The sequence below is a fragment of the Kitasatospora sp. NPDC032150 genome, assembly GCF_055579945.1.
In genome coordinates, this window is the sequence record NZ_JBVIMH010000003.1 from 293392 (window position 1) to 314660 (window position 21269).

17 protein-coding genes and 1 pseudogene are annotated in these 21269 nt (G+C 70.4%); 8 read left to right on the forward strand and 10 right to left on the reverse strand.

The window, feature by feature from the left end; genetic code table 11:
* Positions 1-199: 199 nt before the first annotated feature.
* Together ACZ5ON_RS05575 and ACZ5ON_RS05580 are read right to left on the reverse strand one after the other, a co-directional pair.
* Complete coding sequence (locus ACZ5ON_RS05575) at positions 200-1864, reverse strand: cytidine/deoxycytidylate deaminase family protein (protein ID WP_465585874.1); 1665 nt, start codon at positions 1862-1864, stop codon at positions 200-202.
* A gap of 108 nt (positions 1865-1972) precedes the next feature.
* Entirely contained in the window at positions 1973-4219 is a 2247-nt protein-coding gene (locus tag ACZ5ON_RS05580) for an MMPL family transporter (protein WP_465585876.1), read from the reverse strand.
* A gap of 153 nt (positions 4220-4372) precedes the next feature.
* Between ACZ5ON_RS05580 and ACZ5ON_RS05585 the strand changes: the two genes are divergently transcribed.
* Both ACZ5ON_RS05585 and ACZ5ON_RS05590 read left to right on the forward strand, forming a co-directional pair.
* Positions 4373-4993, forward strand: coding sequence for a TetR/AcrR family transcriptional regulator (locus tag ACZ5ON_RS05585; RefSeq protein ID WP_465585878.1), 621 nt, complete (start codon positions 4373-4375; stop codon positions 4991-4993).
* A 233-nt stretch (positions 4994-5226) separates the two neighbouring features.
* Positions 5227-5390, forward strand: a pseudogene (locus tag ACZ5ON_RS05590) (IS256 family transposase); the annotation flags it as partial.
* Between the two features lie 25 nt (positions 5391-5415).
* Here the strand turns inward: ACZ5ON_RS05590 and ACZ5ON_RS05595 are convergent.
* Complete coding sequence (locus ACZ5ON_RS05595; RefSeq protein WP_465585880.1) at positions 5416-7518, reverse strand: HAD-IIB family hydrolase; 2103 nt, start codon at positions 7516-7518, stop codon at positions 5416-5418.
* Positions 7519-7614: 96 nt separating this feature from the next.
* On the opposite strand from ACZ5ON_RS05595, the gene ACZ5ON_RS05600 reads away from it, so the two are divergent.
* Both ACZ5ON_RS05600 and ACZ5ON_RS05605 read left to right on the forward strand, forming a co-directional pair.
* Entirely contained in the window at positions 7615-8361 is a 747-nt protein-coding gene (locus ACZ5ON_RS05600) for an SRPBCC family protein (protein ID WP_465585882.1), read from the forward strand.
* Positions 8362-8394: 33 nt separating this feature from the next.
* On the forward strand, positions 8395-8583 hold the full coding sequence (locus ACZ5ON_RS05605; RefSeq protein ID WP_465585884.1) for a hypothetical protein: 189 nt from the start codon (positions 8395-8397) through the stop codon (positions 8581-8583).
* Between the two features lie 235 nt (positions 8584-8818).
* On the opposite strand, the gene ACZ5ON_RS05610 is transcribed toward ACZ5ON_RS05605, so the two are convergent.
* Positions 8819-9451 carry a hypothetical protein gene (locus ACZ5ON_RS05610; protein ID WP_465585886.1) on the reverse strand — a complete coding sequence of 211 codons (633 nt, stop codon included), beginning with the start codon at positions 9449-9451 and terminating at the stop codon, positions 8819-8821.
* A 190-nt stretch (positions 9452-9641) separates the two neighbouring features.
* Here ACZ5ON_RS05610 and ACZ5ON_RS05615 point away from each other — a divergent pair, with 190 nt between their 5' ends.
* Positions 9642-9896 (forward strand): IS3 family transposase, encoded by a 255-nt coding sequence (locus ACZ5ON_RS05615; RefSeq protein ID WP_465586124.1) that lies wholly within the window; start codon positions 9642-9644, stop codon positions 9894-9896.
* 423 nt (positions 9897-10319) lie between these two features.
* On the opposite strand, the gene ACZ5ON_RS05620 is transcribed toward ACZ5ON_RS05615, so the two are convergent.
* From ACZ5ON_RS05620 to ACZ5ON_RS05635, 4 genes are read right to left on the reverse strand one after another with little or no spacing between them, the layout of a single operon-like run.
* On the reverse strand, positions 10320-11336 hold the full coding sequence (locus ACZ5ON_RS05620; RefSeq protein WP_465585888.1) for a ketoacyl-ACP synthase III family protein: 1017 nt from the start codon (positions 11334-11336) through the stop codon (positions 10320-10322).
* Positions 11333-12061, reverse strand: a complete 729-nt coding sequence (locus ACZ5ON_RS05625) for an SRPBCC family protein (RefSeq protein ID WP_465585890.1) — start codon at positions 12059-12061, stop codon at positions 11333-11335. Before ACZ5ON_RS05625 ends, ACZ5ON_RS05620 begins: the two co-directional genes overlap by 4 nt.
* The gene (locus tag ACZ5ON_RS05630; RefSeq protein ID WP_465585892.1) at positions 12033-13808 is read right to left on the reverse strand and encodes a thiamine pyrophosphate-binding protein; all 1776 of its coding nucleotides are present in this window, start codon (positions 13806-13808) and stop codon (positions 12033-12035) included. The genes ACZ5ON_RS05625 and ACZ5ON_RS05630 overlap by 29 nt, the downstream gene beginning before the upstream one ends.
* Entirely contained in the window at positions 13805-14824 is a 1020-nt protein-coding gene (locus ACZ5ON_RS05635) for a GlxA family transcriptional regulator (protein WP_465585894.1), read from the reverse strand. Before ACZ5ON_RS05635 ends, ACZ5ON_RS05630 begins: the two co-directional genes overlap by 4 nt.
* A gap of 472 nt (positions 14825-15296) precedes the next feature.
* On the opposite strand from ACZ5ON_RS05635, the gene ACZ5ON_RS05640 reads away from it, so the two are divergent.
* Complete coding sequence (locus ACZ5ON_RS05640; RefSeq protein ID WP_465585896.1) at positions 15297-15827, forward strand: hypothetical protein; 531 nt, start codon at positions 15297-15299, stop codon at positions 15825-15827.
* Between the two features lie 188 nt (positions 15828-16015).
* Here the strand turns inward: ACZ5ON_RS05640 and ACZ5ON_RS05645 are convergent, their stop codons facing one another.
* Both ACZ5ON_RS05645 and ACZ5ON_RS05650 read right to left on the reverse strand, forming a co-directional pair.
* The gene (locus ACZ5ON_RS05645; protein WP_465585899.1) at positions 16016-17218 is read right to left on the reverse strand and encodes a macrolide family glycosyltransferase; all 1203 of its coding nucleotides are present in this window, start codon (positions 17216-17218) and stop codon (positions 16016-16018) included.
* A gap of 419 nt (positions 17219-17637) precedes the next feature.
* The gene (locus tag ACZ5ON_RS05650; RefSeq protein WP_465585902.1) at positions 17638-18315 is read right to left on the reverse strand and encodes a macro domain-containing protein; all 678 of its coding nucleotides are present in this window, start codon (positions 18313-18315) and stop codon (positions 17638-17640) included.
* 234 nt (positions 18316-18549) lie between these two features.
* Here ACZ5ON_RS05650 and ACZ5ON_RS05655 point away from each other — a divergent pair, with 234 nt between their 5' ends.
* Both ACZ5ON_RS05655 and ACZ5ON_RS05660 read left to right on the forward strand, forming a co-directional pair.
* A complete protein-coding gene (locus ACZ5ON_RS05655; RefSeq protein WP_465585904.1) occupies positions 18550-20166 on the forward strand; it encodes an ADP-ribosyltransferase domain-containing protein in 1617 nt (538 codons plus the stop codon).
* A 155-nt stretch (positions 20167-20321) separates the two neighbouring features.
* Positions 20322-20858 (forward strand): GNAT family N-acetyltransferase, encoded by a 537-nt coding sequence (locus ACZ5ON_RS05660; RefSeq protein WP_465585906.1) that lies wholly within the window; start codon positions 20322-20324, stop codon positions 20856-20858.
* Positions 20859-21269 lie beyond the last annotated feature (411 nt).

Consider the following 21269-nt stretch of genomic DNA (forward strand, 5'->3'; position numbering starts at 1 on the left):
GTCGGTCGAAGACCGGGCGCTCCGAGGACGCGTCTTCGCCGCGTACCAGGCTGCACGGGCCGGTTGACCACGAAGCACCTGACGCCGCCCTGCGTCTGGCTAATCGCCAACCTGAGCGTTCCTGCCCGCGGCCGACGAGCTGTACGACCGCCTGTGGCCGCGCCCGTCGCGCGTCCGCATTGCGGAACGGCCGATCCCCTCAGACGCGATGGGCCGTACCGCGGTTCTTCACCGATTTCACATACAGGAGAAAGTCCTTCGCCAGGGCGAGTACCTGTCGGTTGGTCATGGCCGATGTGAGGTCGGTGCGGTAGTCGGGATACTCCAGTACGTTCAGGGCACTGAATTCCGAAGCAGCCCGTGCGTAGACGCGGTACGCGTTGTCGGTGCACAGGTAGGAGGTAACCGACGGGGTCCGGACGGGCTTGACTCCGTCCGTGTAGAAGAGCTCGTCGACCACTTTGCGTCCGAAGTCCTCGTTACCCTCCGCCAGATCGTGGTAGTAGCTGAAACCGATCTCGTCACCGGCGATGGGGCGAGGCGAGGTGAAGCCCATCGCCTGAGCCTTGGTGGCCCGGCGCATGATGTTGCCGATCAGGAACTGGCCGTCGTCCGGTTGGAGGTAGACGACCTCCTTCACCGACGCCAAGCACATGATGCCGGTGCACTGCGCGCAGGACTCCAGGGACGTGTACACCGTCACGTCGCTGAGCAGCGTGGAGTAGCCGGAGGAGACCTGCTCGCGGCTCCTCGCGGTGGCGTGCGCGGCCCGGTCGGTGATCGCGGTCGCGAACATCCGGCGCTCCTGGCGCCGTGGAACGCCGACCTCGTGCCGGGCGTTGCCCTCGTCGAGCTGCCACGGGTCGTAGACCTGGTTCAGTGCGAACATCCGGCGCACCAGCCGGGACTCCGCGTGTTCGACGGAGCTGTCGAAGACGTCGTTGTGGTTGAAGTCGTAGTCGATGACACGGCCCTCGGCGTCCACCGCGAGCGCGGCGATGTTGTGTCCCTGATAGGTGCCGCCCCGGTAGACGTCGGGTGACTTCGCCAGCAGCTGGTTCGCCCGCCACTGCCCGTAGTCACCGACCTCGCCGTACTTGTTGCCGTTCCAGCGGTCGAGGACGATCCCCATGAGGAGCAGCGAGTAGATCCGGTGGCGCTCCTGCACGGGCGCGTCGATCCGTGGTTCGTCGAGCCGCACGAAGTCGCGCACGCTCCTGTCCCAGAACGGCTTCAGGCCGGGAGGCACCGGTTGATCCGGAACACGCCCGGCCCCGGTCTCGTCGGTGCCCATGACGTTGACTCCTTCCGCCCGGGTTGCCATCAAAGGCTGCGCCCCACGGGCGGCAACGACCTTGTGGACACGCTCGGGACCCGGCACCGTCACCTGGGTAGCGCACGAACAACCGTCGGACCGGAGGGCCGACGCGATGCCGCGCGCTGTGGCGCCGGTCGCGCAGGGCAATCGGGTCGTGTGCAACAGCCAGCACCTCAAGGCGGCTTCACGGTCCGAATATCGGGGCCGATGGAGAACCGGGAACCTCGCGATCGCGATCAGCGCGGCAAGTTGAGCCAGCACGTAGGCGATGTGCGGGAAAGCCGCAGAGCCGGTAGGTCGAGAGTCTCGATGCCGGGTGTCGGCGCCACGCACGGGTCCCCGTTTCTCGCGCCCGCCGAAGAGGCGCTCGAATAGCCCGCCGCCCGCGCCGAATCCGGGCATTCCGACGCGGCCGAAGAGGTCGCCGAGGTCGAGACCGGCCAGCAGGTCCTCGAGGGAGGTCCCGGAAAGGTCGGAGGTACCGTAGCGGTCGTACTCGGCCCGCTTGTCCGGGTCAGCAGGACAAACCCTGCGCCGGACCGCCATCGGCGGACAGGAGTCTGCCGGGACGACTCCGGCGACCTCGCTGCGAGGCCACTAATGCCCGGATGCCGGGATGGCTCGGGTCGGGCCATCCCGGCATCCGGTGCGCCGTCAACGCACGACCGACAGCGTCGGTAGGTGCCGGCCGTCGTCCGCCGCGGTGCGCGCGGCGTGGGCGTGCTGGAGTCGCTCGCCCTCGATGTCGAGGTCCGGCAGCCACCGCGCCAGCGGCCCGGGCAGCCACCAGGCCGCGTGCCCGGTGAGGGCCAGGACGGCCGGGACGAGGGTCATCCGGATCACGAACGCGTCGAGCAGGACACCGACGGCCAGGGCGAAGGCGATCTGCTTGAGCATCAGGCTCTCCGAGCCGAGGAAGGCGGCGAAGACCGCGATCATGATCAGGGCCGCGGCGGTGACGACCCGTCCGCTGTACCGTGCCCCGCTGTGCACGGCCCGGAGCGGGATCCTGGCCCGAACGTACGCTTCGCGCATCCGGGAGACCAGGAAGACCTCGTAGTCCATCGCGAGTCCGAACAGCACCGCGAGCAGGATGATCGGCAGGAAGCTGCTGACCGGTCCGGTGGTGTCGACGCCGATCAGCCCTGCGAGGTGGCCGAGTTGGAACACGCTGACCACGGCACCGAGCGTTGCGCTGATGGAGAGGAGGAATCCGGCGGCGGCCTTGAGCGGGACCACCAGTGAGCGGAAGACCAGGAGCAGCAGGAGCAGCGAGAGTCCGACGACGACGGCGGTGAAGGGGATCAGGGCGGAGTTGAGTTTGGCCGCGACGTCGATGCTCACGGCGGTGCTGCCGGTGACCTGGACGGTGGCGCCGGTCTGCTGCCGGATGGCGCCGCGCTGTGCGCGGATGGTGGTGACGAGGGTCCTGGTCGCCTGGTCGCTGGGGGCACTGTCCGGGACGACCTGGATGAGTGTGGTGTGGGTGGCCGGGTTGGTGACGGGCTTGCCGATGGCGGCGACGTCCGGCAGGGCGCGGATGGTGGTGCTGATCTGCTGTGCGGCCGTGGTCGGGTCGGTGCTGTGGCTGGTGTCGGCCAGGACGAGGAGGGGGCCGTTGAGGCCGGGGCCGAACTTCTGGTTGATCCGGTCGTAGGCGAGGCGTTGGGAGGAGGAGGCGGGCGCGGTGCCGTTGTCGGGCAGTGCGAGGCGCAGGTTCTGGGTGGGCCAGGCGAGTGCGCCGAGGGCGGCGACCACGGCCACCAGGGTCAGCAGCGGTCGGCGGGTGACCAGGTGGAACCAGCGCTCGGCGCCGTTCGAGGGCTTGCGTCCGGTGTCGTCGTCGGCACCGCCGACGGCCTGCTCGCGGCGCATGGCGCGGGAGCCCGCCCGAGGGGTCAGCCGCCGGCCGGCGAAGCCGAGGAGCGCGGGCAGCAGGGTGGTGGCGACCAGCACGGCGGTCAGTACGGTGCCTGCGGCGGCCAGGCCCATGGCGGTCAGGTAGGGGATGCCGACGACGGTGAGGCCGACCATGGCGATGACCACGGTCAGTCCGGCGAACACCACGGCACTGCCCGCCGTGCCCACCGCCAGCGCGGCCGACTCCTCGGGGTCCATGCCGTGCGCGAGCTGGGAGCGGTGCCGACTGACGATGAACAGCGCGTAGTCGATGCCGACGGCGAGGCCGATCATCAGCGCCAGGCTCTGGGCGGTCGAGGAGATCGCGAGTACCCCGGTGAGCGAGAGCAGTCCGAATATCGCGGTCGCGACGCCGAAGACCGCGGTGACCATCGGCATCCCGGCGGCGAGCAGCGAGCCGAAGGTGAGCGCGAGGACGATCAGGGCGACACCGACGCCGATGAGGTCGCTGTGGGACTTCGTGGCGGCGTCGTTGCCGAAGGCGGCGCCGCCGACCTGCACCTCCATTCCGTGCTGCGCGGCGTCGGCCACGGCGGACTTGAGCGAGTCCAGCGCGCCTGCCCGCAGGCCGCTCTGCGGGACCTCGTACTGGACCTGGGCGACGGCGGTGGTGCGGTCGGCGGAGACGGTGTGCGCGTCGAACGGGCTGACGACCTTGGCGACCTGCGGCGCGGACGCGGCAGCGTTCAGGGCGGCGCGGACCGCGGCGGTCTCCGCGGGGTCGGTCACCTTCTGCCCGCTCGCCACGGTGAACACGATCTGAGCGCTGGTGCCGGAGGAGGTGGGGAAGTCCGTCTTCATCCGGTCCAGGGCCTGCTTCGATTCGGAGCCCGGGAGGGAGAAGGTGTTGTCGAGCTTGCCGGTGCCACCGAAGGCCACTGCGCAGGCCACCGCTCCCGCGACCAGTGCCAGCCAGAGGGCCAGCACACGTCGTCTGTGGCGGAAGGCGAGGCGCCCGAGGCGGTGCAGGTACGTGGGCATGAGGGCTCCGTAGTGCGTGGGACTCCGTGGTCCGGAAACGGGACGGCCGAGGGAAAGCGGCGGTCCTGCCGCATCAAGAAAACTGGCAGTCCTGCCACATTAGCAAAAGTGGCAGGACTGCCAACTCATCCTGAGGTCTGAGACAATCCAGGAGTGACGACAGCAATCGGCCCGGGACGCAGGGAAGAGAACAAGCGGCGCACCCATGAGTCGCTGGTGCAGGCGGCGGCGCGCCTCTTCCGGGAGAACGGCTACGAGGCGACGACGGTCCGTGACATCGCGGTGGCCGCAGGTGTCGGCGAACGGACCTTCTTCCGCTACTTCCCCTCCAAGGAGAGCCTGATCCTGCAGCAGGTCAAGGACCTCGTGCCGCTCCTGGGCGAGGCGATCCGCGCCCGCCCTGCGGCGGAGCCGCCCCTGGTCGCCCTGCGCGACGCCGTTCTGGACCTCGCCAGCCGGGACGAGATGGCCCCCGCGATCCTCCTCGCCGGACCCCGGCCGTTCCCCAGGCCCACGACGGGGCGCGGCGAGTTCCGCCTCCTCTTCGACCTGGAGGAATCCGTCGCATCCGCGTTCCTGCACCGTCTGGCCGCCGACGGTGCGGACCCGGAGGATGTCGACACCCTGCTGCGCGCGGCCGTCCTGGCCCGTGCCGGGGTGGGAGCCCTCCGTGCGATCCGGCTCACCTACACCCGCCTGCCGGAGCGCCAGCGCACCGCGCTCGACCTCATCGACTTCGCTCGGGCGGCGTTCGCGACACTGCTCGAACCGTGACGCGTTCCCTCATCCGGGCTGCCAAGCGACCGCCGGGCGCGCCCGACAGGTGGAGCCCGGTGTCGGAACCGGTGGGCTCGCATGTTCCTGTGTCGCGTGTTCACCGCTGGACTGCCCCGGTGCGAGCTGGACGAAGTCACCGCGCTCTTCGCGCCACCCGGTGCTCACCATGGCCAGGCGGCAGTCCCGGTGCTCCTGCTGGCCTTCGAGGTTCATGGTGCTCGACATCTCCGAGTGGCCATTTCCCGTCCGGGCAGGCCGCGTTGAAGGTGCTCCACCTCGTGGTCCGGGAGTTGATCAGCCCGAAGGCGCGCGACGTCAACCACGTCGCAGCACGCTGGAAGGAGGCGCTGAACCAGTCTCACACTTCTTTGAGGACCGGCTCGGCATCCAATGACCACAGGGGGCTTGCACAAGACCGCTCACACGCCCGTGGGTGGCATGACGGTGGCGTCGCTGTTCCGGATGGCGTGGACGATCCGGATTGCCCAGTCGGCGGGCCGTTCATGGCCGAGGAGTTCGGAGAGCTTGTTCATGCGGGCGCGGCGTTCGGTGGGGGTGAGGGCGAGGGCCCGGGCCAGCACGGTACTGAGGTCGTCGGGTGAGTGTGGGTCGGTGAGCAGGGCCGCGTCGCCGAGTTCGGCGGCGGCGCCGGCGTGGCGGGAGAGCACCAGGGCTCCCGGTTCGCGAGAGTGGTGATGGGGGAGGGTGGCCTGGGCGGCGATGAACTCCTTGGCGGTCAGGTTCATTCCGTCCTGCAGGGAGGTCACCCAGAGCACGTCGGCGGCCAGGTACTCGTTGATGACCGCGGTGGCGGACAGGTTGTGGGGAAGGTAGTCGACTGGCTGCCAACTACCTTGCTGCCACGTGGTGTTGATGTCAGTGATGCGCTGTTCGAGGTGTTGGCGGGTGCTGTCGTAGGCGGTGATGCCCGGCTCGGGTGGCGGGCAGACGAGCCGGAAGGTCAGCCGGCCGCGCAGCTCGGGCCGGTGGGTGAGGAGGCGGTCGATGGCGTCGACCTTCTGGATCGGGGCCTTGGCGTAGTCGAGCCGTTCGACCGAGAGCACCACGCGGTCGGTGGCCGGGCGGCGCCGTGGTGTGCGGAGGCGGGCGGATTTCTCGATGGCCGGCCGGTCGATCCCGAGCGGATGGACGGCGATGTGCGGCATGCCCGGCAGGCCGGCCAGAGTCCGGCGGAAGTGCTCGGCGAAGAGGTCGGTGTGGAAGCCGGCCCAGTCCAGGCAGGCGAGGGAGGTACGAAGTTCGGCGGCGACCGGAAGGGTGGTGAAGATCTGCGGGGGTGGGAAGGGGGTGTGGTGGAAGAGTCCGGTCTTGAGGTCGGGGCGGGTGCTGCGTAGCAGGCCGGGGACGAGCCAGAGGTTGTAGTCGTGGAGCCAGACGGTGGCGCCGGGTGCGGCCTCGGCGCTGATGTGCTGGGCGAAGCGTGCGTTCACCGTGCGGTAGTCGGCCCAGGCGCGGCTGTCGAAGACCGACCGGCCGGGTTCGGACATCAGCACCGGCCACAGCGTTTCCTTGCAGGCGCGATGGAAGTAGCCGCTCCACTCGGCGGTGTTGAGCGGCACGAGGGAGAGCGGCAGTCCGCTTCGGTGCGGGCGGGTGGTCTGCTGGTCGTCGCCGGCCAGGGCCGTGACCCAGATGCCTGGCAGGCCTTCGGTGAAGGCGCTGGTCAGGGTGGGCAGGATGCCGTTGGGGCTGGCGGGCGGCTGCCAGCTCTCGCCGTTCCAGTGCAGCGGTGGGCGGTGGTAGGCCACCACGAGCGAGTGCCGGCGTGCGGGACGGTCAAGGGCGGGGGAGACCCAGCCGAGGTGCTGAAGCGCCGCGTGGATCGCGGCCGCGCCGGTTCGGCGGGGGCGGTGGACCAGGGGGTCTGCGGCGAGTGCGGTGAGCAGTGCGGGCTCGGCACCGGCGACGATCACTGCGTGTGTGCCGAGTTGGAACAGTGACAGGTCGTTGAGGGAGTCGCCGGCGACCAGGATCTCCTTGGGCTGCCAGCCCAGCTTCCCGGCCAGGGCTTGAAGGGCGTTGCCCTTGGAGGCTGTTGGTGGCAGGACGTCGAAGTAGCGGTCGGCCGAGTACACCCAGGTGCAGCCGAGGGCTTCGACGGCCGCGGTGAGCTCGTCGGTGAGCTGTCCCGGGACGAGGTGGTAGGAGCAGCGGCCGTCCTGGACGACGCCGTGCTGGTAGGTGAGCGAGGGGAAGCGGCGTAACGCGGCGCGTACGCGGTCCTCTCCCGGCCAGCCGGCGCGCAGGTGTTCCTGGAGGGGATCCACGGGGGTGAAGTCGGTGCCGTCGATGACGGTGGCGCCGACGTCGGCGATGATCCACCGAGGTCGCGGGACGAGCGGATCGCGCAGTACCTCACGGGTGGATGACAGTCCTCGGCCGGTGGCGAAGACCAGCGTCACCTCGGGCTGGCGGGCCAGAGCGTCTCGCAGTCGGCGCCGGTCGTCCGGGGTGCCGCCGAGTAAGGTGCCGTCCAGATCGGTGACCAGAATCCTCGACATCCGAGCGACGCTAGCACTCTCACCCAGCGCGGTGAAGGGTTCACCTCAAGGCTGGCCGCGGCACTGCGGGGCCGTTGGAGACCGGATCAGGTTGCGTTGGCCGGCGGTCTGCCGTACCCGTGGAACGCGGAGCACCTGCCCGCCACGTCCGAGCAGGTCTGGGAGGCGGTCGCCACCGGCGCCGGCAACCTCGGCTGGCTCTACCCGATGGAGGTCGAGCCGCGCGTCGGCGGAAAGGCCACCCGGGGCGACTCCACCGTCGTGGCGTGGGAGCCGCCGCGGCACTTCGCGGTCCGGGCGACCCAGGACGGCGGGTTCTCCAACACGCTCAGCTACCACATCGAGCCGGCCGACGGCGGAACGAGCCACCTGCGCATGGGAATCCACTGGGTGCACACGGGCGTCGTCGACGACGCCTGGAAGTGGGACACCAAGGCGGACGCGGCCGAGAAGCACGTCGACTTCTACCAGCACGGCCTCGCCGAGTACCTGCGGCACTTCGCCGGCCGCCCCGCCGTCTACGTCAGGGCCCAGCGCCCCGAACCCACCGCCGACCCGGCCGACTTCGCCACGCTGCGCCGACGCCTCGGCCTCGCCGACGACGCGGCCGTCGGCGATCGGCTGCCGCTCCGCGTCCCCGGTAGGGACGGCGGCTCCGTGGAGGTTGTCGTGGACTGGCTCAGCACCGACTTCGTCGGCCTGCGCGGCCCCGACGCCCTGTACCGGTTCTTCAACGGCAGCACTTGGAACGTGCCGATCTGGCTGGGCCACCACCTGTTCGCCGAGGACGCGGACGAGCAGCAGGCCGCCAAGACGTGGACCGCCTGGCTCAACGGCGCCTGAATCGTGGCACGACGGACAGCCGAAGGACCTCTGGTGGAAACACTGCTCTATGCCGCCGAACTCATCGAGGAAGGCGGCAGCTACAAGCTCGTCCTGCAAGACGTGGTGCGGCAGACCGTCCAGGTCACCCCCGTCCCCAAATCCGCGGTGGACAAGCTCCCGACCTTCATGTCGGCGCTCAGCGTCAAGCTCAACTCCGTACCGGCACGCGGCCACTGGTAGACCGCCTCGGACTCCACGAGGCCGGTGCCGTCCGGCTCAGCGGTTCCCGGACGGCACCGGCTCCCCGACGGAGGCGGCCCCGTCCGCTTCCGGTCGTCTGCGCCGGAACTCGGCTTCACGCGGCTACCGCCCAGAAGGCCCGGGCTTTCGCAGGACGGGCAACTCCTGCGTGAAGCTGCCCGCAGGAGTGTTACCCACCGCGGGGCGAGGAAGCGGTCCTTTCATCAGGCCTCGGTCACCCTCGCTGCCAGGTGGCCGCGAGGTGCACGCCCGCGAACGCGAGGGCCGTGCCGGCGGTCAGCGCGAGTGTCAGGGCCGACCAGCGACGGCCGCGGCCGGGGGCGGGGCGGCCGGGCTGGCCGGAACGACGGCGCAGGTCGGCGCCGAGCAGTCGGGCCAGGTGGGGCAGGTGCAACATGACGTGCAGCGAGGTGACGCCGACCCAGCACAGGAACGCGGCCTTGTGCAGCAGCAGGACGGGAACGGGCCCGGTGTCGCGTCCGACCAGTGCGAGGGTCAGGCCGGTGGCGAGGACACCGAGCGTGCTGGCCACCATCAGCGGGCCGAGTAGCCGTTGTGCGAGCGGCGGAGGGCCCTGGCGGCGGTAGGCGGGGGCGCCGGTGTAGTACCGGACGAACCGGTAGCCGGTGCTCGCGAGCTTCAGGCAGACGGGCCCCGTCAGCAACAGTCCGACGAAGAAGTGGACCGTCACCAGCCGGCTGATGGACAGGATGGTCCAGCCCTGGACGGCAAGCAGCAGCACCAGCACCGCACCGGTGACGGCGGTGAGCCGGGCGTTTCCCTCAGCGTTGCCGGCGTCGCCGGGGCCCACGCCATCCACCTGTGGAGCATCGCTCGTCAGGGTCACCAGGCCATCCTCATGCTCGGTCCGGGCGCGGCTCGTCGACCGCGCCGTTTAGCGGCTCGTGCCGGCGGGGTGCCGGTCGGTGAGCAGTGTGCCTGACGGATGCTGAAGAACCGGTTCAGCCGGCTGACGAGCACGGTGAGCTCTGGCCGGCGCGGACGCCCGTGCCATCCGGCAGGCAGCCGACCAGGCCCTGGCGGCAGAGATCCGAGAGATCCATTCCACCTCCGGCGAGACCTACGGGGTCCTGCGCGCGCAGGCCGATCTGCAAGGATCCGGACACCACGTGAACCGCGAGCGGGTGGCACGGCTGGTGTGCGAGCACGGCATCATCGGCCGCCACCTGCGGCGCCGAAAGCGGACCACTGGCCCTGACCCGGTGGCGCCGCCGGTGCCGGACCTGGTGCAGCGCCCGGCTCGACCAGCGCTGGTGCGGCGATGGGGTTGAACCTGGGCAGTACACCTCGGCGGCGTTCGCGGACGTGTGCGACCGCTACGGCGACCGGTACGGGATCCGTCGCAGCATGGGTCGGGTCGGCTCCTGTTGCGACAACGCCCTGGCCGAGGGCCTGTGGCAGAGCCTCAAACGAGAACCCCTGCACAGGACGCTGTTCTCCCGTGTCGCAGTGAGATCCCGCCGTGCACCCGGTCACCGTCGACGATCCACTGGAGAATCAACGTAACGTGGTCACTCGATAGCGGAACGACACGGGGAGTGCGGCGGGCGAGGAGAGCACCGCGGGCGCCGAGGAGACGGCGCGCCAGTACTACGGGAACAGCGAGGTCGACGGCTTCTACTCCGTCGTGTGGGGTGGCGAGGACATCCACACCGGCATCTACCTCGACGAGCACGAACCCATTTGCCCTACCGTCAGGAAGCCGCCGTGCCCCACCGGATCGCCGCCGCACCCGCGTAGTCACCCGCGTGTGCGAAGCCGCCCAGCACCACCAGGTCGCCGTTCTTCACCTGCCCCGACCGCAGCGCCCGGTCCAGCGTGACGGGGATGGCGGCGCCGAAGAGGTTGCCGCAGCTGTCGAAGGTGTCGGGGTGCCGCTCGGGTGGAAGTCCCAGCGACTGGCGCCAGTTGTGCAGGAAGGTGCGGTTGGGCTGGTTGGTGACCAATAGGTCGATCTCCTCGGTGGGGACGGCGATCCGCCCGCAGACCTCGGCGACGATCTCGGGCACCAGGCGGTTTCCGCGTTCCAGGACCGTACTGACGCTCTCCTCGGTGAAGCCGATTCGCAGCTGGGACCGTCCTGGCTCCCAGTAACGGCGCCCGTCGTCCAGTAGGGCGGTCATGTCACCTCCGTACGCGCCGATGTGACGGGCAGTGACTTCGAGCACGGGTGAGGCCGTGGAGGTGGTGACGTAGCCGACTCCGCAGCCGTCGCCGGGAATTGCGGCCTGGGCGAGACGCCGTACCTCGGACTGGGTGAAGAGCTGGCCCGCGGCTGTCTGCGCGTTGCAGATCAGCGCCGTCCTGGCCTCGGTGCTGCGAAGGATCTGCCGGGCCAGCTCCAGCATGTGCACGAACGAGGCGCAGCCCCCGTTGGCGACGTCGATCAGCCAGGACGGGTTCAGTCCGAGCCGGCGGGCGACCTCGGTGCCGGCGCCCACGAACGGGGTGTCGGGTAGCTGACTGTGCACCAGCAGAACGTCCACGGAGCGGATCTCGGTCCGGCCGTGCCGCTCGATCAGCGGCTGCACCGCTCGTTCCACCAGGTCCACATTGCTCTCCCCGGCCACGTGGTGCCTCAGCGGCGGGACCCGGAACATCGGGCTGTCCCTGAGCCGGTCCTCCGCGCCCGGGTGGTCGGTGTAGAAGGCGGCCGGGACGGGTTCCCCGGGCAGGTAGCCGGAGACGTCGGTGAGGCTGACCGTCTTCACTGCGCGACCGCCGGACCCGTGGCGGCACCCGCCGGGCGCGGCGGGACGCTCACCGGCAGACCGCCCAGGTGGCGGTGCTCCAGTATCGCTTTGAGGTTGGCCATCTCCACCGTGTGGCCGGCGTAGAACAGGTCCCAGTACGCGCCCACCCAAGCCCGCTCCGGGCGCGGGGCGAGGTCGGGGCGGGGGTTGGCGTCGTAGAACGGGTGCCGGCAGTTCGTCCACGTGATCACGGAACCGGGCCGGTCCAGCACCAGCTCGGCGGGCACGACCCGCATCAGGTAGATCATCCAGAGCTTCTCGCCCTGGTCCCAGGAGCAGTGGAAGTCCACGGTCCTGGCCTCGGCGTTGGTCTCCACCCGGCAGTAGATCCGGGTCTGCGCCTCCAGCAGATCGTCACCGACCCACAGCCCGGCGGTGCCGGCGGGCGCGAAGTTCCGCAGGCTGAAGGTCCACTCCTCCAGGTGGTGACCCTGCCTCAGGTACGCGTACGCCTCATCCGGTGGGCAGTCGACGTACTCGTGGATCGTGCAGTAGCGCCCGTAGACCTCCTGGTGCGGGTAGGCCGGGCGGGTGAGCTCCGCGCAGCGGGCCGCCAGCACGGCCGGATCGGTGTTCTCCACCCTGGTCAGCCCGGGGATCCCGGTCAGCCCGCGAACCTCGGTCGGGCTCGAAGGTCCGGTCAGGTCCGAAGCCTCAGCCGACGTGGACGGTACAGCGCTCATGGACGGACTCCTCGTGCTCGGCCGGCAAGTGGCCGGCGGCGGTCAGAAAGGGAAGGAACGGGGGAATCTCGGCGGGGTCGAGGTCCACCGCCACCAGGGCCGGACCGCTCCCCGCGTTGCTGCGCAGCAGCGCCCGGCGCAGCTGCGCGCCGGTCTCGGCCCGGCTGACGTCCAGGGTGGGGAACAGGCCCGCCACGCCTGCGGCGATGTCGGAGGGGAGGAACAGGTTGCCGGGGTGCGGGGCGCCCTGGAACAGCCGCTCGCGGGTGGCGCACATGGCGTGGGCGTTGTTGTTGAGGATCACGAAGGTGACCGGCGCGGCGTACTCGAGGGCGGTGTGCACCTCCATGCCGTGCATGAAGAACGCGCCGTCGCCCGCGAGCACGTAGGTGCGCCGTCCGGTGGCGAGCGCCGCTCCGATGCCGGCGCCGAAGGTGTAGCCCATGCCGCCCATGCCGACGGCGACCACGAACCGCCCCCGGCGCGGGGCCGGGAGGCGGTGGATCGCGCTGGCGCCGGCGTTCCCGGCGTCCACGAAGACATGGGCGTCCGGGGGGAGAGCGTCCGCCACTGCCGCCACCGCCTCGGCGTGGGAGAGGCCGCCGCCGGTGGGCGGGGTCGCCAGCGGGACCGGTCCGGCGTGCCCGGGGGCCGGGCGGCTGTCGGGCGCGAACCGGGCGGCCAGCCCGCGCAGCGTGTCGCGCAGATCACCGGACAGGTGGAGCCCGGGGGTGCACGGAACGAACGGAGGCTCGGGATCGACGCAGATCACGGGCGTCCGGGCCAGCTCCTGCTCCAGTCCGCTACGGGCCATCACGGGCAGCCGGGTGCCGACCAGCAGGCAGAGCCCGGCCCGCCGCAGGCAGTCCAGGACGTTGGGGTGCCCCATCACCCCGGCCACCCCGGCGAACCGCCGGTCGGTGTTGTCGAAGACGTCCTTGGCGTCCGGCACGACCGCGACCCAGGACCCCAACCTCCGGGCCAACTCGGCCAGTTCGGCCTTCGCTCCGACCGTGACGACGCCCTCGCCGGCGATGATCAGCACCGGCCCGGCACCCCGGAGACGCTCCGCCGCGAGGTCCAGCTGCCGCGGTGGCGTTCCCGGTTCGACGGGTTCGACGGGTTCGACCGGGAGTGCGGGTGGCGCGGGCCGAGGGGATGTCAGCGTGGCCTGCTGCACGTCCTTGGGCAGCAGCAGGACGGCGGGCCCCCGAGGATGCCTGTCGGCCGCCGCCATCGCCCGCGCCAACAGCCGAGGCAGGTCGTCGGCCGCCTCGACCCGGGCGCAGAACCGGCTGACCGGCTCGAACACCGCACGGGCGTCGAGGGATCCGGCCCGCCCGCTGGAATCCTGGAAGGCGCCGCGCCCGTCCAGTGCGGTGGGCGGCTGCCCGACCAGGGCGAGCATCGGTACGCGTGAGGCGTGGGCCTCCGCCAGCCCGGGCAGCAGGTTCATCGCGCCGCCGCCGGAGGTGGCCGCGACCACTCCGATCCGGCCGGTGGCGCGGGTGTGTCCGTCCGCCATGGTGACGGCGGAGAACTCGTGTTTGGCGATCACGGTACGCACCGTGCCGCCGGTGGCGTTCAGGGCGTCGTACAGGTCCTCGATGTTCGCGCCGCCGATGCCGAACACCTGCCGGACGCCGGCCCCGGCCAGAGCGGCCGCCAGGTGGTCGACGACGCGGACGGCGGTGGCCGCGGGAGCGATGGCGACCGCCTGCTGGGTCACCCGGATGTCGGTGGTCACGCGGTGGCACTCCTCTCCTCCGGAACGGTCGCGAGGACCAGGCCGGCCGGCGCGACGGCCTGGAAGCGCCGGCGGTACTCGTTCGGGGTGAGTTCCAGCGTCCGGCCGAAGGAGCGGAAGAACGTCTCGGCGGAGGCGAAGCCGCACCGGACCGCTATCTGACTCACCGTCAGTTTGGTGGACTCCAGCAGCTTGCGGGCCCGGGCGATGCGCATCTGCTCGATGTACTGGCCGGGCGGCGTGCCCACCTCGCGTCGGAACACCCGGGCGAAGTTGCGCACGCTCATGTTGGCGCGCTCGGCTATCTCGGGTACGGGAAGCGGCTGTTCGAGGTTCTCCAGGATCCACTCCTGGGCCGCGCGGATCGGCGGGCGGTCGGCGAGCTGGGCGTCCAGGATGGTGCTGAACTGCGACTGGCCGCCGTTCCGCTTGAAGAAGAGCACCAGGAAGCGCGCCACCTCCAGGGCGAAGGCCGCACCGTGGTCGGCCTCCACCAGTGCGAGGGTCATGTCGATCCCGGTGGCCACTCCGGCCGAGGTCACGTAGTTGCCGTCCCAGACGAAGATCGGCTCCCGCTCCACCGTCACGCTCGGGTACCGCCGGGCCAGTTCCTCGCAGTACGCCCAGTGGGTGGTGGCCCGTCGCCCGTCGAGCAGTCCCGCCTCGGCGAGGAGGAACGCACCGCCGCAGACCGACACCACTCGGCGCGAGCGCGTGGCCGCCCGCCGGATCCAGGACACCAGATCCCGGTCGGCCAGCGCCTCGTAGAGACTCCAGCCGCCCGGCACGAGGAGCGTGTCGATCGGCCCCTCACCCGCTTCCAGCGGCTCCGCCTCGATCACCATCCCCGCACTGGTCCGCACCCGTGGAGCGCCGGCCGAGACGAACTCGACCCGGTAGCCGCCCTCTCCACCTGGACGCTGCCGGCCGGCGGTGTCGAACACCTCGGCCGGCCCCGCGATGTCCAGGGCCTGGGCACCGGGATAGACCACCACAACAACTCGTCGCTGAGACACCGTCACAGCGTGTGTCCGGACCTGGGGTGGCGGCAATGACGGCTTAGTGACGAATTCGGCCATCGCGGCCGGCTACCACGCCGTCGACCAGCAGTGATGGCACAACGTGACGATCGGATGTGAGGCGAGTCATAGTCGCCGTGCACGGTCTGCTGCGCGCGTCACACTCCGGGGCGAACCCGGCGAACCCGGCGAACCCGGCGAACCCGGCGGAGCCGTTCCGGAGCTCCGCGACGCGGCTGGGGAGCCGGCGGTCCCGCCGGCTCGTCCGCGAGTTGAGGTACGGGGGGGAATGGCTCCGGGCCGACTTGTCCATCCGCGTCCGGAACCCGCCGCCCGGCCCGGGGGCATACCGGATCCGTACCACCGGTAGACCGGCTCTGAATCGAGCCTTCCTAGCTTCGGGGCTGCCAGGTCGCATCACCAGATCCACTTCCCCGAAGGCGACTTGCTCGACAGAAAGGTTCGCCACATGATCAGTCTCCGTACGCGTGCCTCGGCCCTCGCGGCCGTCGCCGCGATCGGGCTCGCCCTGACCACCGGAACGGCCAACGCCGCACCGGCCGAGCCGTTGAAGACCGACCGAGCTGCCCTGACGACGGCGACGCTCAGCGGGGCGACCCAGATCGGCATGAACAGCGCGCTGGCGAAGAACACCGCGTGGTACTCGCCGGACGGGAGCACCGACCTGTGGGTTCAGGACGACGGCAACGTCGTGCTGTACCACAACAACAAGCCGGTGTGGGTGGCCAACGGCGTCATACCGAACGGCAACGTCCTGGTCGTGCAGAACGACGGCAACCTGGTCGTCTACTCCGCCGCCAATGCGCCGCTGTGGTCGAGCGGAACGGCAGGCCACGCCGGTGCGTACCTCGCGATCTACAACGACGGTCACATGAACGTCGAGCAGAACGGCACCGTGCTCTGGACCTCCGTCCACGTGGTCGTCAACCCGTGCTGGGTCCTGTTCCCGAAGCCGTGGTGGTGCCCGACGTTCCCATGATCGGCCCGCCGGCGGCTCGCCGTGCGGCCCGGTCCCGCCGCGGGGCAAGGGGCTGTGAGCCGGGACCCGTGAGTCCCGGCCGAAGCAGCCGCCGAGCCCGACCGCGCCCTACTGCGCGGGTCGGGCCGCACCTATCGTGCTGAAACGTCGTCGCCGCCCCGGCCATGGGGGCGGCGACGACCACGTGGTCAGACGAGGGCCGCCTCGATCACGTCGGCGGCCTTGGCCGAGCTGCCGCCCGCGCGCACCTCGCGGCTGATCTCGGCCAGCCGGGCCGCCACCGCCGGGTCGCCGATCAGCTCCAGCACCGCGGCACGCAGCGCCTCGGCCGTGGCGTCCGCAGTGTCCAGCCGGCGTCCGACACCCAGCTCGACCAGCCGGTCCGCGTTGGCGAACTGGTCGGCGGCCTGTGGCACCGCGACCATCGGCAGCCCGCAGTACAGGCCCTCGCTGCATCCGCCCATCCCGGCGTGGGTCACGAAGGCGTCGGCCTGCTGGAGCACGGCGAACTGCGGCACCCAGCGGTGTACTTCGACGTTGGCCGGAATGTCCCCCAGTTCGGCCAGGTCGGTCGCCTTGCCGACCTGGAGCACGACGTGCCAACCGGGCAGGTCGCCAAAGGCCTTCAGGCATTCGCGGTAGAAGCCGGGCTGGTGGGTGAAGGCCGAACCGAGCGAGATCAGCAGCACCTTCTCCGCGCCCTCCGGACGGGTCCAGCCGCCTTGGTACTCGCGGGGGCCGAGGCAGGGCCCGGCGAAGGAGAAGACCTCTGGGTCCACCAGGTCGATCTTGGGCTGGAGCACCCGCGGGATGACCGCGATCGCGCGATCCGGGCGCAGCATGAACGCGAACGGGTCGCGGAGTTCAAGCCCGTTCTCGACCAGCCACTCCGCGAACCGCTCCTGGTACCGCTCCGTCGCCAGGGCGTCCCGTGCCATCGTGAACCGGTCCGCCATTTCGTTCTCGAAGCCGTCCCAGGCGACCATGGACGGCGAGATCGCCATGGCCGGTACGCCCCAGCCGTCGGCCAGCACCCGGCCCGCGTACGCCATGAAGTCGTACAGGACGAGGTCGGGCCGGTCGTCCTGGAACGCCTCCCGCAGACGGGGCAGCATCGTCTTCGCGTCCTCCAGGAGGAGGCCGTGCACGTTGACGCTGGTTTCGGGGTCGACCGCGCCCTTGAGGAACGGCAGGGTGGTGTCGTAGGGCACCAGCCGGGCGCCGGTGGACTCGATCTGCTCGGCGAACGACGGGTCGTTGACGTAGCTGACCCGATGGCCGCGGGCGACAAGCTCCCGGATCACCTCCAGGCTGGGGTTGACGTGGCCGTGCGCCGGGATGTTGACCATGGCGATGTGTGCTGGGCGGGACATACCGGGTCCTCTCGTCATACGGTGTTATGCGTCCTGCACCGGCAGCCTGACTTGCCGTCAGCTTTACTGTCAAAGGCAATACGCATCGACTGAACATCGGCTCATGCCCTGCCTGTCCCGGATCGGCCCTGCGGCGATCCGGAGTACGCGAGGAGGTGACGATGACGTCACCGGGAACCACCGTTCGAGCCCTGGCCAGCTGGCTCTGCGCCGCCGCCCTGGGGCTGGCCGTGCTACTCCTGCCGGGCGCGGCTCCGGCGTCCGCGACCACGCAGAGCATCTGCGACGGCACCCCCGTACCCGCCGGTGCGCGCGCAGGAGCTGGCCGACGAGACCTGGGTCGAGGACACGACGGCGACGTCGAGACCACCGCTGCGAGGAACGCCATCCAATCCAGCGTTCCGAAGTCGCTGGAGGACAGACGGAGAAAGGCTCGGTCAGCGCCGCGAAGTGCGGCGCGTGGGCGGCGTGATGCGCACCCGCTTCGCGGCGGGCGCCTTCTCGATGTCGTCGAGCTGCGCGATGATCGTGCTGCGCAGGTCGTCGTAGTCCTCGAAGCAGTAGTCGTTGAACAGCGTGTAGCCCGTCCACATCAGGTTGGCGCACACCTGTGCCGGCACCCGGCCGGTCTGGGCGCCCATGCCGACCAGCGCCACCGACTCGATGCTGCCGGGCGACTTCCTGTTCTGCTGGTGGATCGCCTGGAACGCGGCGGCGCAGGCCAGGGCCACGTTCAGAGTCTCGCTCACGTTCTGCGAGGACGCTTCCATCGTCGGCGCCGAGATCAGGAACTTCGGGTTGACCGCCCCGGACGGCACGCACACCGCGCTTCCCACCGGGAGCTTCCCCGCGAACTGGGCGCGTATCGCCCGCTGGACGCGCAGTTGGACACCCGCTCCGAGGTGCCGCTTGATGACCGCGTCGACCCCGCCGTCCATCCGGCCCCGGGAGTTGGTGGGGCTGACCCAGGCATCGACGTTCTCATCGAGGATCGAGCCCTTGCGGATCTCGATCTCCGGGGTGTCGGCGAAGGCCGCTCGCCACGCCTCCACCACCGTCGCGTTGATGTCGGTCAGCACCACCTTGAGCGGCGACTGCACGCGGTCGTTGGTCATGGTGCACTCCAATCGAGATACCGTCTCTCTGCTGGTCAGGAAGCTACCGGCGCCCACTGACAAGGCAGGCACGGCCGGCAGGCGCTGATCCGCACCGAATCCGGCGGCGGGAGTTCGTCGCCCGGCTCACCAGGCCGTGCCGGTGGCTGTCAGACCCGGGCGATATGACTACGGGGTCCGCCAGGCAAGCTGACGGGCTCTCATCAGCACGGTTCAATCTGGAGTCCCGCCACAATGAGCGATGCCAACGCCCCCGCCCAGCCCGACCCGACCGACCCGCTGGCGCTCGCGGAACTCTTCAAGGGCGGCGGTGAACCGTGGCTTCCGCTGCTGAAGCCGGTCATCGAGGCGCAGCCCGAAGCGGCCGCGTTCATCGGCCCGGGCCGCAGCCCGGAGGTCGTCCCGGTCCGCGAACTGACCTTCCAGGCGCTCAAGCCCAATGCGCCGCACAAGTGGAAGGTCGTCATCTTCGGCCAGAACCCGTACCCGCGGCCGGAGAGCGCCACCGGCATCGCCATGTTCGACAACACCTTCCACGACTGGAAGGACAGCCAGTTCGGCAGGGTCGTCAGCATCCGCTGCATCATCAAGGCGGCGGCGATGTGGAAGTACGGGATTCCCAAGAAGACCCCGATCGCCGACATACGCGCGCTACTGAAGAAGCAGGACACCGTCCAGCCGCCGGAGTGGTTCCAGGCGATGCTCACGCAGGGTGTGCTGCTGCTGAACGCGGCACTCACAGCCAGCAGCGACGGGGCGACGGGAACCGACCGGCACACCGCGTTCTGGCGTCCGGCGGCCGAGCGGATCGTCGAGGAGATCCTCAAGGCCAAGCAGAACGCAGACGAGGAGGACCGTGGTGTGGTCTTCGCGTGGTGGGGGGCCCACGCGCGGAATCTGAAGAAGGTCGTCCTCCAGCTCCAGAAGAAGTACCCCGAGGTCGAGGTCCGGCATATCGACCACGCCAATCCCGCGGCGCAGGGCGACATCTTCTGCGACGGCGACCACTTCGGGATGGTGAACGACGCCCTCGCATCGCTGGGCGCCGATGAGATCGACTGGCTGCCGAGCAAGGGGTGGAACGCGCACGGGGCGGAGACCGGTGGGACGGACGGCGACCTCGCCGAGCGCATGGGCGCGTTCATCGCGTCCACCATGGAGCTGCACCAGCTGTATCTCGAGCGACTCGCCGGCGTCAAGGACGAGGGGCTCGCCCTCCCCGCGATCACCGGTGTGTTCGACACCCCGCTCATGGAGTTCCGCGACGCCGTGAGCCCGGTCGCCGAGCTGCTGTCCGGTCTGGACGGGCATGTCCAGCGGTCGCACGAGTTCGGCAGGAGGCGGGCGGACGAAGTGGCGGGCGGCCTGTCCGCCGACGCGATTTCCGCCCTCTACCTCTACACCTGCCAGTCCGCGTTCTACCGGGAGATCAACGCGATCCTGCGCTCCCCGGACCGGACCAAGCTCGTCCCGTACCTCCCGTACCTGCGACTGCTGTTCTCGGCGGTCTCGCAGCTTCCCGCCCGCACGGAGCCGCTGTGGCGCGGGGTGCCGCTGGACCTGCGTGCGCAGTACCCGCTCGGACGGACCGTGACCTGGTGGGGCGTGTCCTCGTGCACGTCCGAGCTTGGCGTGGCACGGGCGTTCCTCGGCAGCCGCGGCAAGCGGACGCTCTTCGAGGTGCGTCCCATCCGGGCCACGGGCATCCGCAGCTTCTCCGCGTTCACCGACGAGGAGGAGTTCATCCTCCTGCCGGGCACGCAGCTCAAGGTGACGGACGTGAAGACCGAGCGCGGCGGCCTGTGCACCGTGACGCTGGAGGAACTGGAGGAGCAGACCCTGGTGTCCTGACGAAGCGCCGGCACGGCCGGTCCGCGGCGGAACCTCGCCGGGCGACCACCACGCACCGCGGCATCCGGTAGGGCCCGTAAAAGCCGGGCCGGCCGCCTCGGGGTGACCTGAGAAAACGCCTGGCGCCGATCCGGCCGGAGCGGGACGGTAGTGCCATGCTGATTACCGAATGTCGACAAGCCGATGTCGCGCTGCTCGAGGAGCATCTGCCGTCGCCGGGCCGGACTTCGTTCCACGCACAGCGCTTCGCCCGCCAGGGATCCGGTACCGGCACCTACCTGGTGGCCTGGCTGGAGGACCGCCCGGTCGGAAACGCCGAGATCCGCTGGAACGGGTGCGCGGCCGCCGAGGTACGGCAGGCCGTGCCCGACTGCCCCGAGATCAACGGCCTTTCCATCGCCGAACCACTGCGCGGCGGCGGCATCGGCACCGCGCTGATCCGTCGCGCCGAGCGGCTGGCAGCCGGACGCGGCGTGCGGCGGATCGGCCTCGGCGTCGACGAGGACGGCAACCCGCGGGCCGCGGCGCTCTACGCGCGGCTCGGGTACCGGCCCCTGGTCCGCTACCTCGACCGGTGGTCCTACACCGACCACGCCGGTGAGGTCCACGACATCGAAGACCCCTGCGTCTTTCTGGCGAAGGAGCTTGGCGTCTCCGCTCCGGAACCCGGCCTCGGGGTACGTCCACGGTGATACGGGTGGCGCCGCGGGCGCGCGGCATGGCGGAAGCCGACGCGATGCCGGGCAGCGGTTGTCGGCTGTGCCAACTGTCACGATCTGTAGGGCGGTGAACGCGCGGGTGAGCCGCTCGGGGTCGGTCTCGCCCTGCCAGTCGGCCTGCTCCGTCTCGCGCGAGCAGGCCCAGGCGGACAGGACCCAGTGCCGTTCCCCGGGTTCCCGGCCGGCCGCGATCCCGGCAAGCCGGGGAAGTGCCGCGAAACTTGCCGAGAACGCGGTGTCGAGCTGGGGGCACAGCCGAGACACCCGGAGGATCCGCCTCGAACCGCTCCAGCAGGGCTGGGACGCCTTCGGCGGTGCCGTGCGCGTCGCTGAGCTTCGACCAATCCGTCATGCCCAGATCCAAGCAGACTGCCGGCGCTCACC

What these genes read in the sequence shown, in the direction of transcription:
- ACZ5ON_RS05580 (WP_465585876.1), bottom strand. Translation starts at nt 4,219, where the DNA reads ATGCCCACGTACCTGCACCGCCTCGGGCGCCTCGCCTTCCGCCACAGA.
- ACZ5ON_RS05640 (WP_465585896.1), top strand. Translation starts at nt 15,297, where the DNA reads ATGATCAGTCTCCGTACGCGTGCCTCGGCCCTCGCGGCCGTCGCCGCG.
- ACZ5ON_RS05655 (WP_465585904.1), top strand. Translation starts at nt 18,550, where the DNA reads ATGAGCGATGCCAACGCCCCCGCCCAGCCCGACCCGACCGACCCGCTG.
- ACZ5ON_RS05650 (WP_465585902.1), bottom strand. Translation starts at nt 18,315, where the DNA reads ATGACCAACGACCGCGTGCAGTCGCCGCTCAAGGTGGTGCTGACCGAC.
- ACZ5ON_RS05625 (WP_465585890.1), bottom strand. Translation starts at nt 12,061, where the DNA reads ATGAGCGCTGTACCGTCCACGTCGGCTGAGGCTTCGGACCTGACCGGA.
- ACZ5ON_RS05575 (WP_465585874.1), bottom strand. Translation starts at nt 1,864, where the DNA reads ATGGCGGTCCGGCGCAGGGTTTGTCCTGCTGACCCGGACAAGCGGGCC.
- ACZ5ON_RS05660 (WP_465585906.1), top strand. Translation starts at nt 20,322, where the DNA reads ATGCTGATTACCGAATGTCGACAAGCCGATGTCGCGCTGCTCGAGGAG.
- ACZ5ON_RS05595 (WP_465585880.1), bottom strand. Translation starts at nt 7,518, where the DNA reads ATGTCGAGGATTCTGGTCACCGATCTGGACGGCACCTTACTCGGCGGC.
- ACZ5ON_RS05645 (WP_465585899.1), bottom strand. Translation starts at nt 17,218, where the DNA reads ATGACGAGAGGACCCGGTATGTCCCGCCCAGCACACATCGCCATGGTC.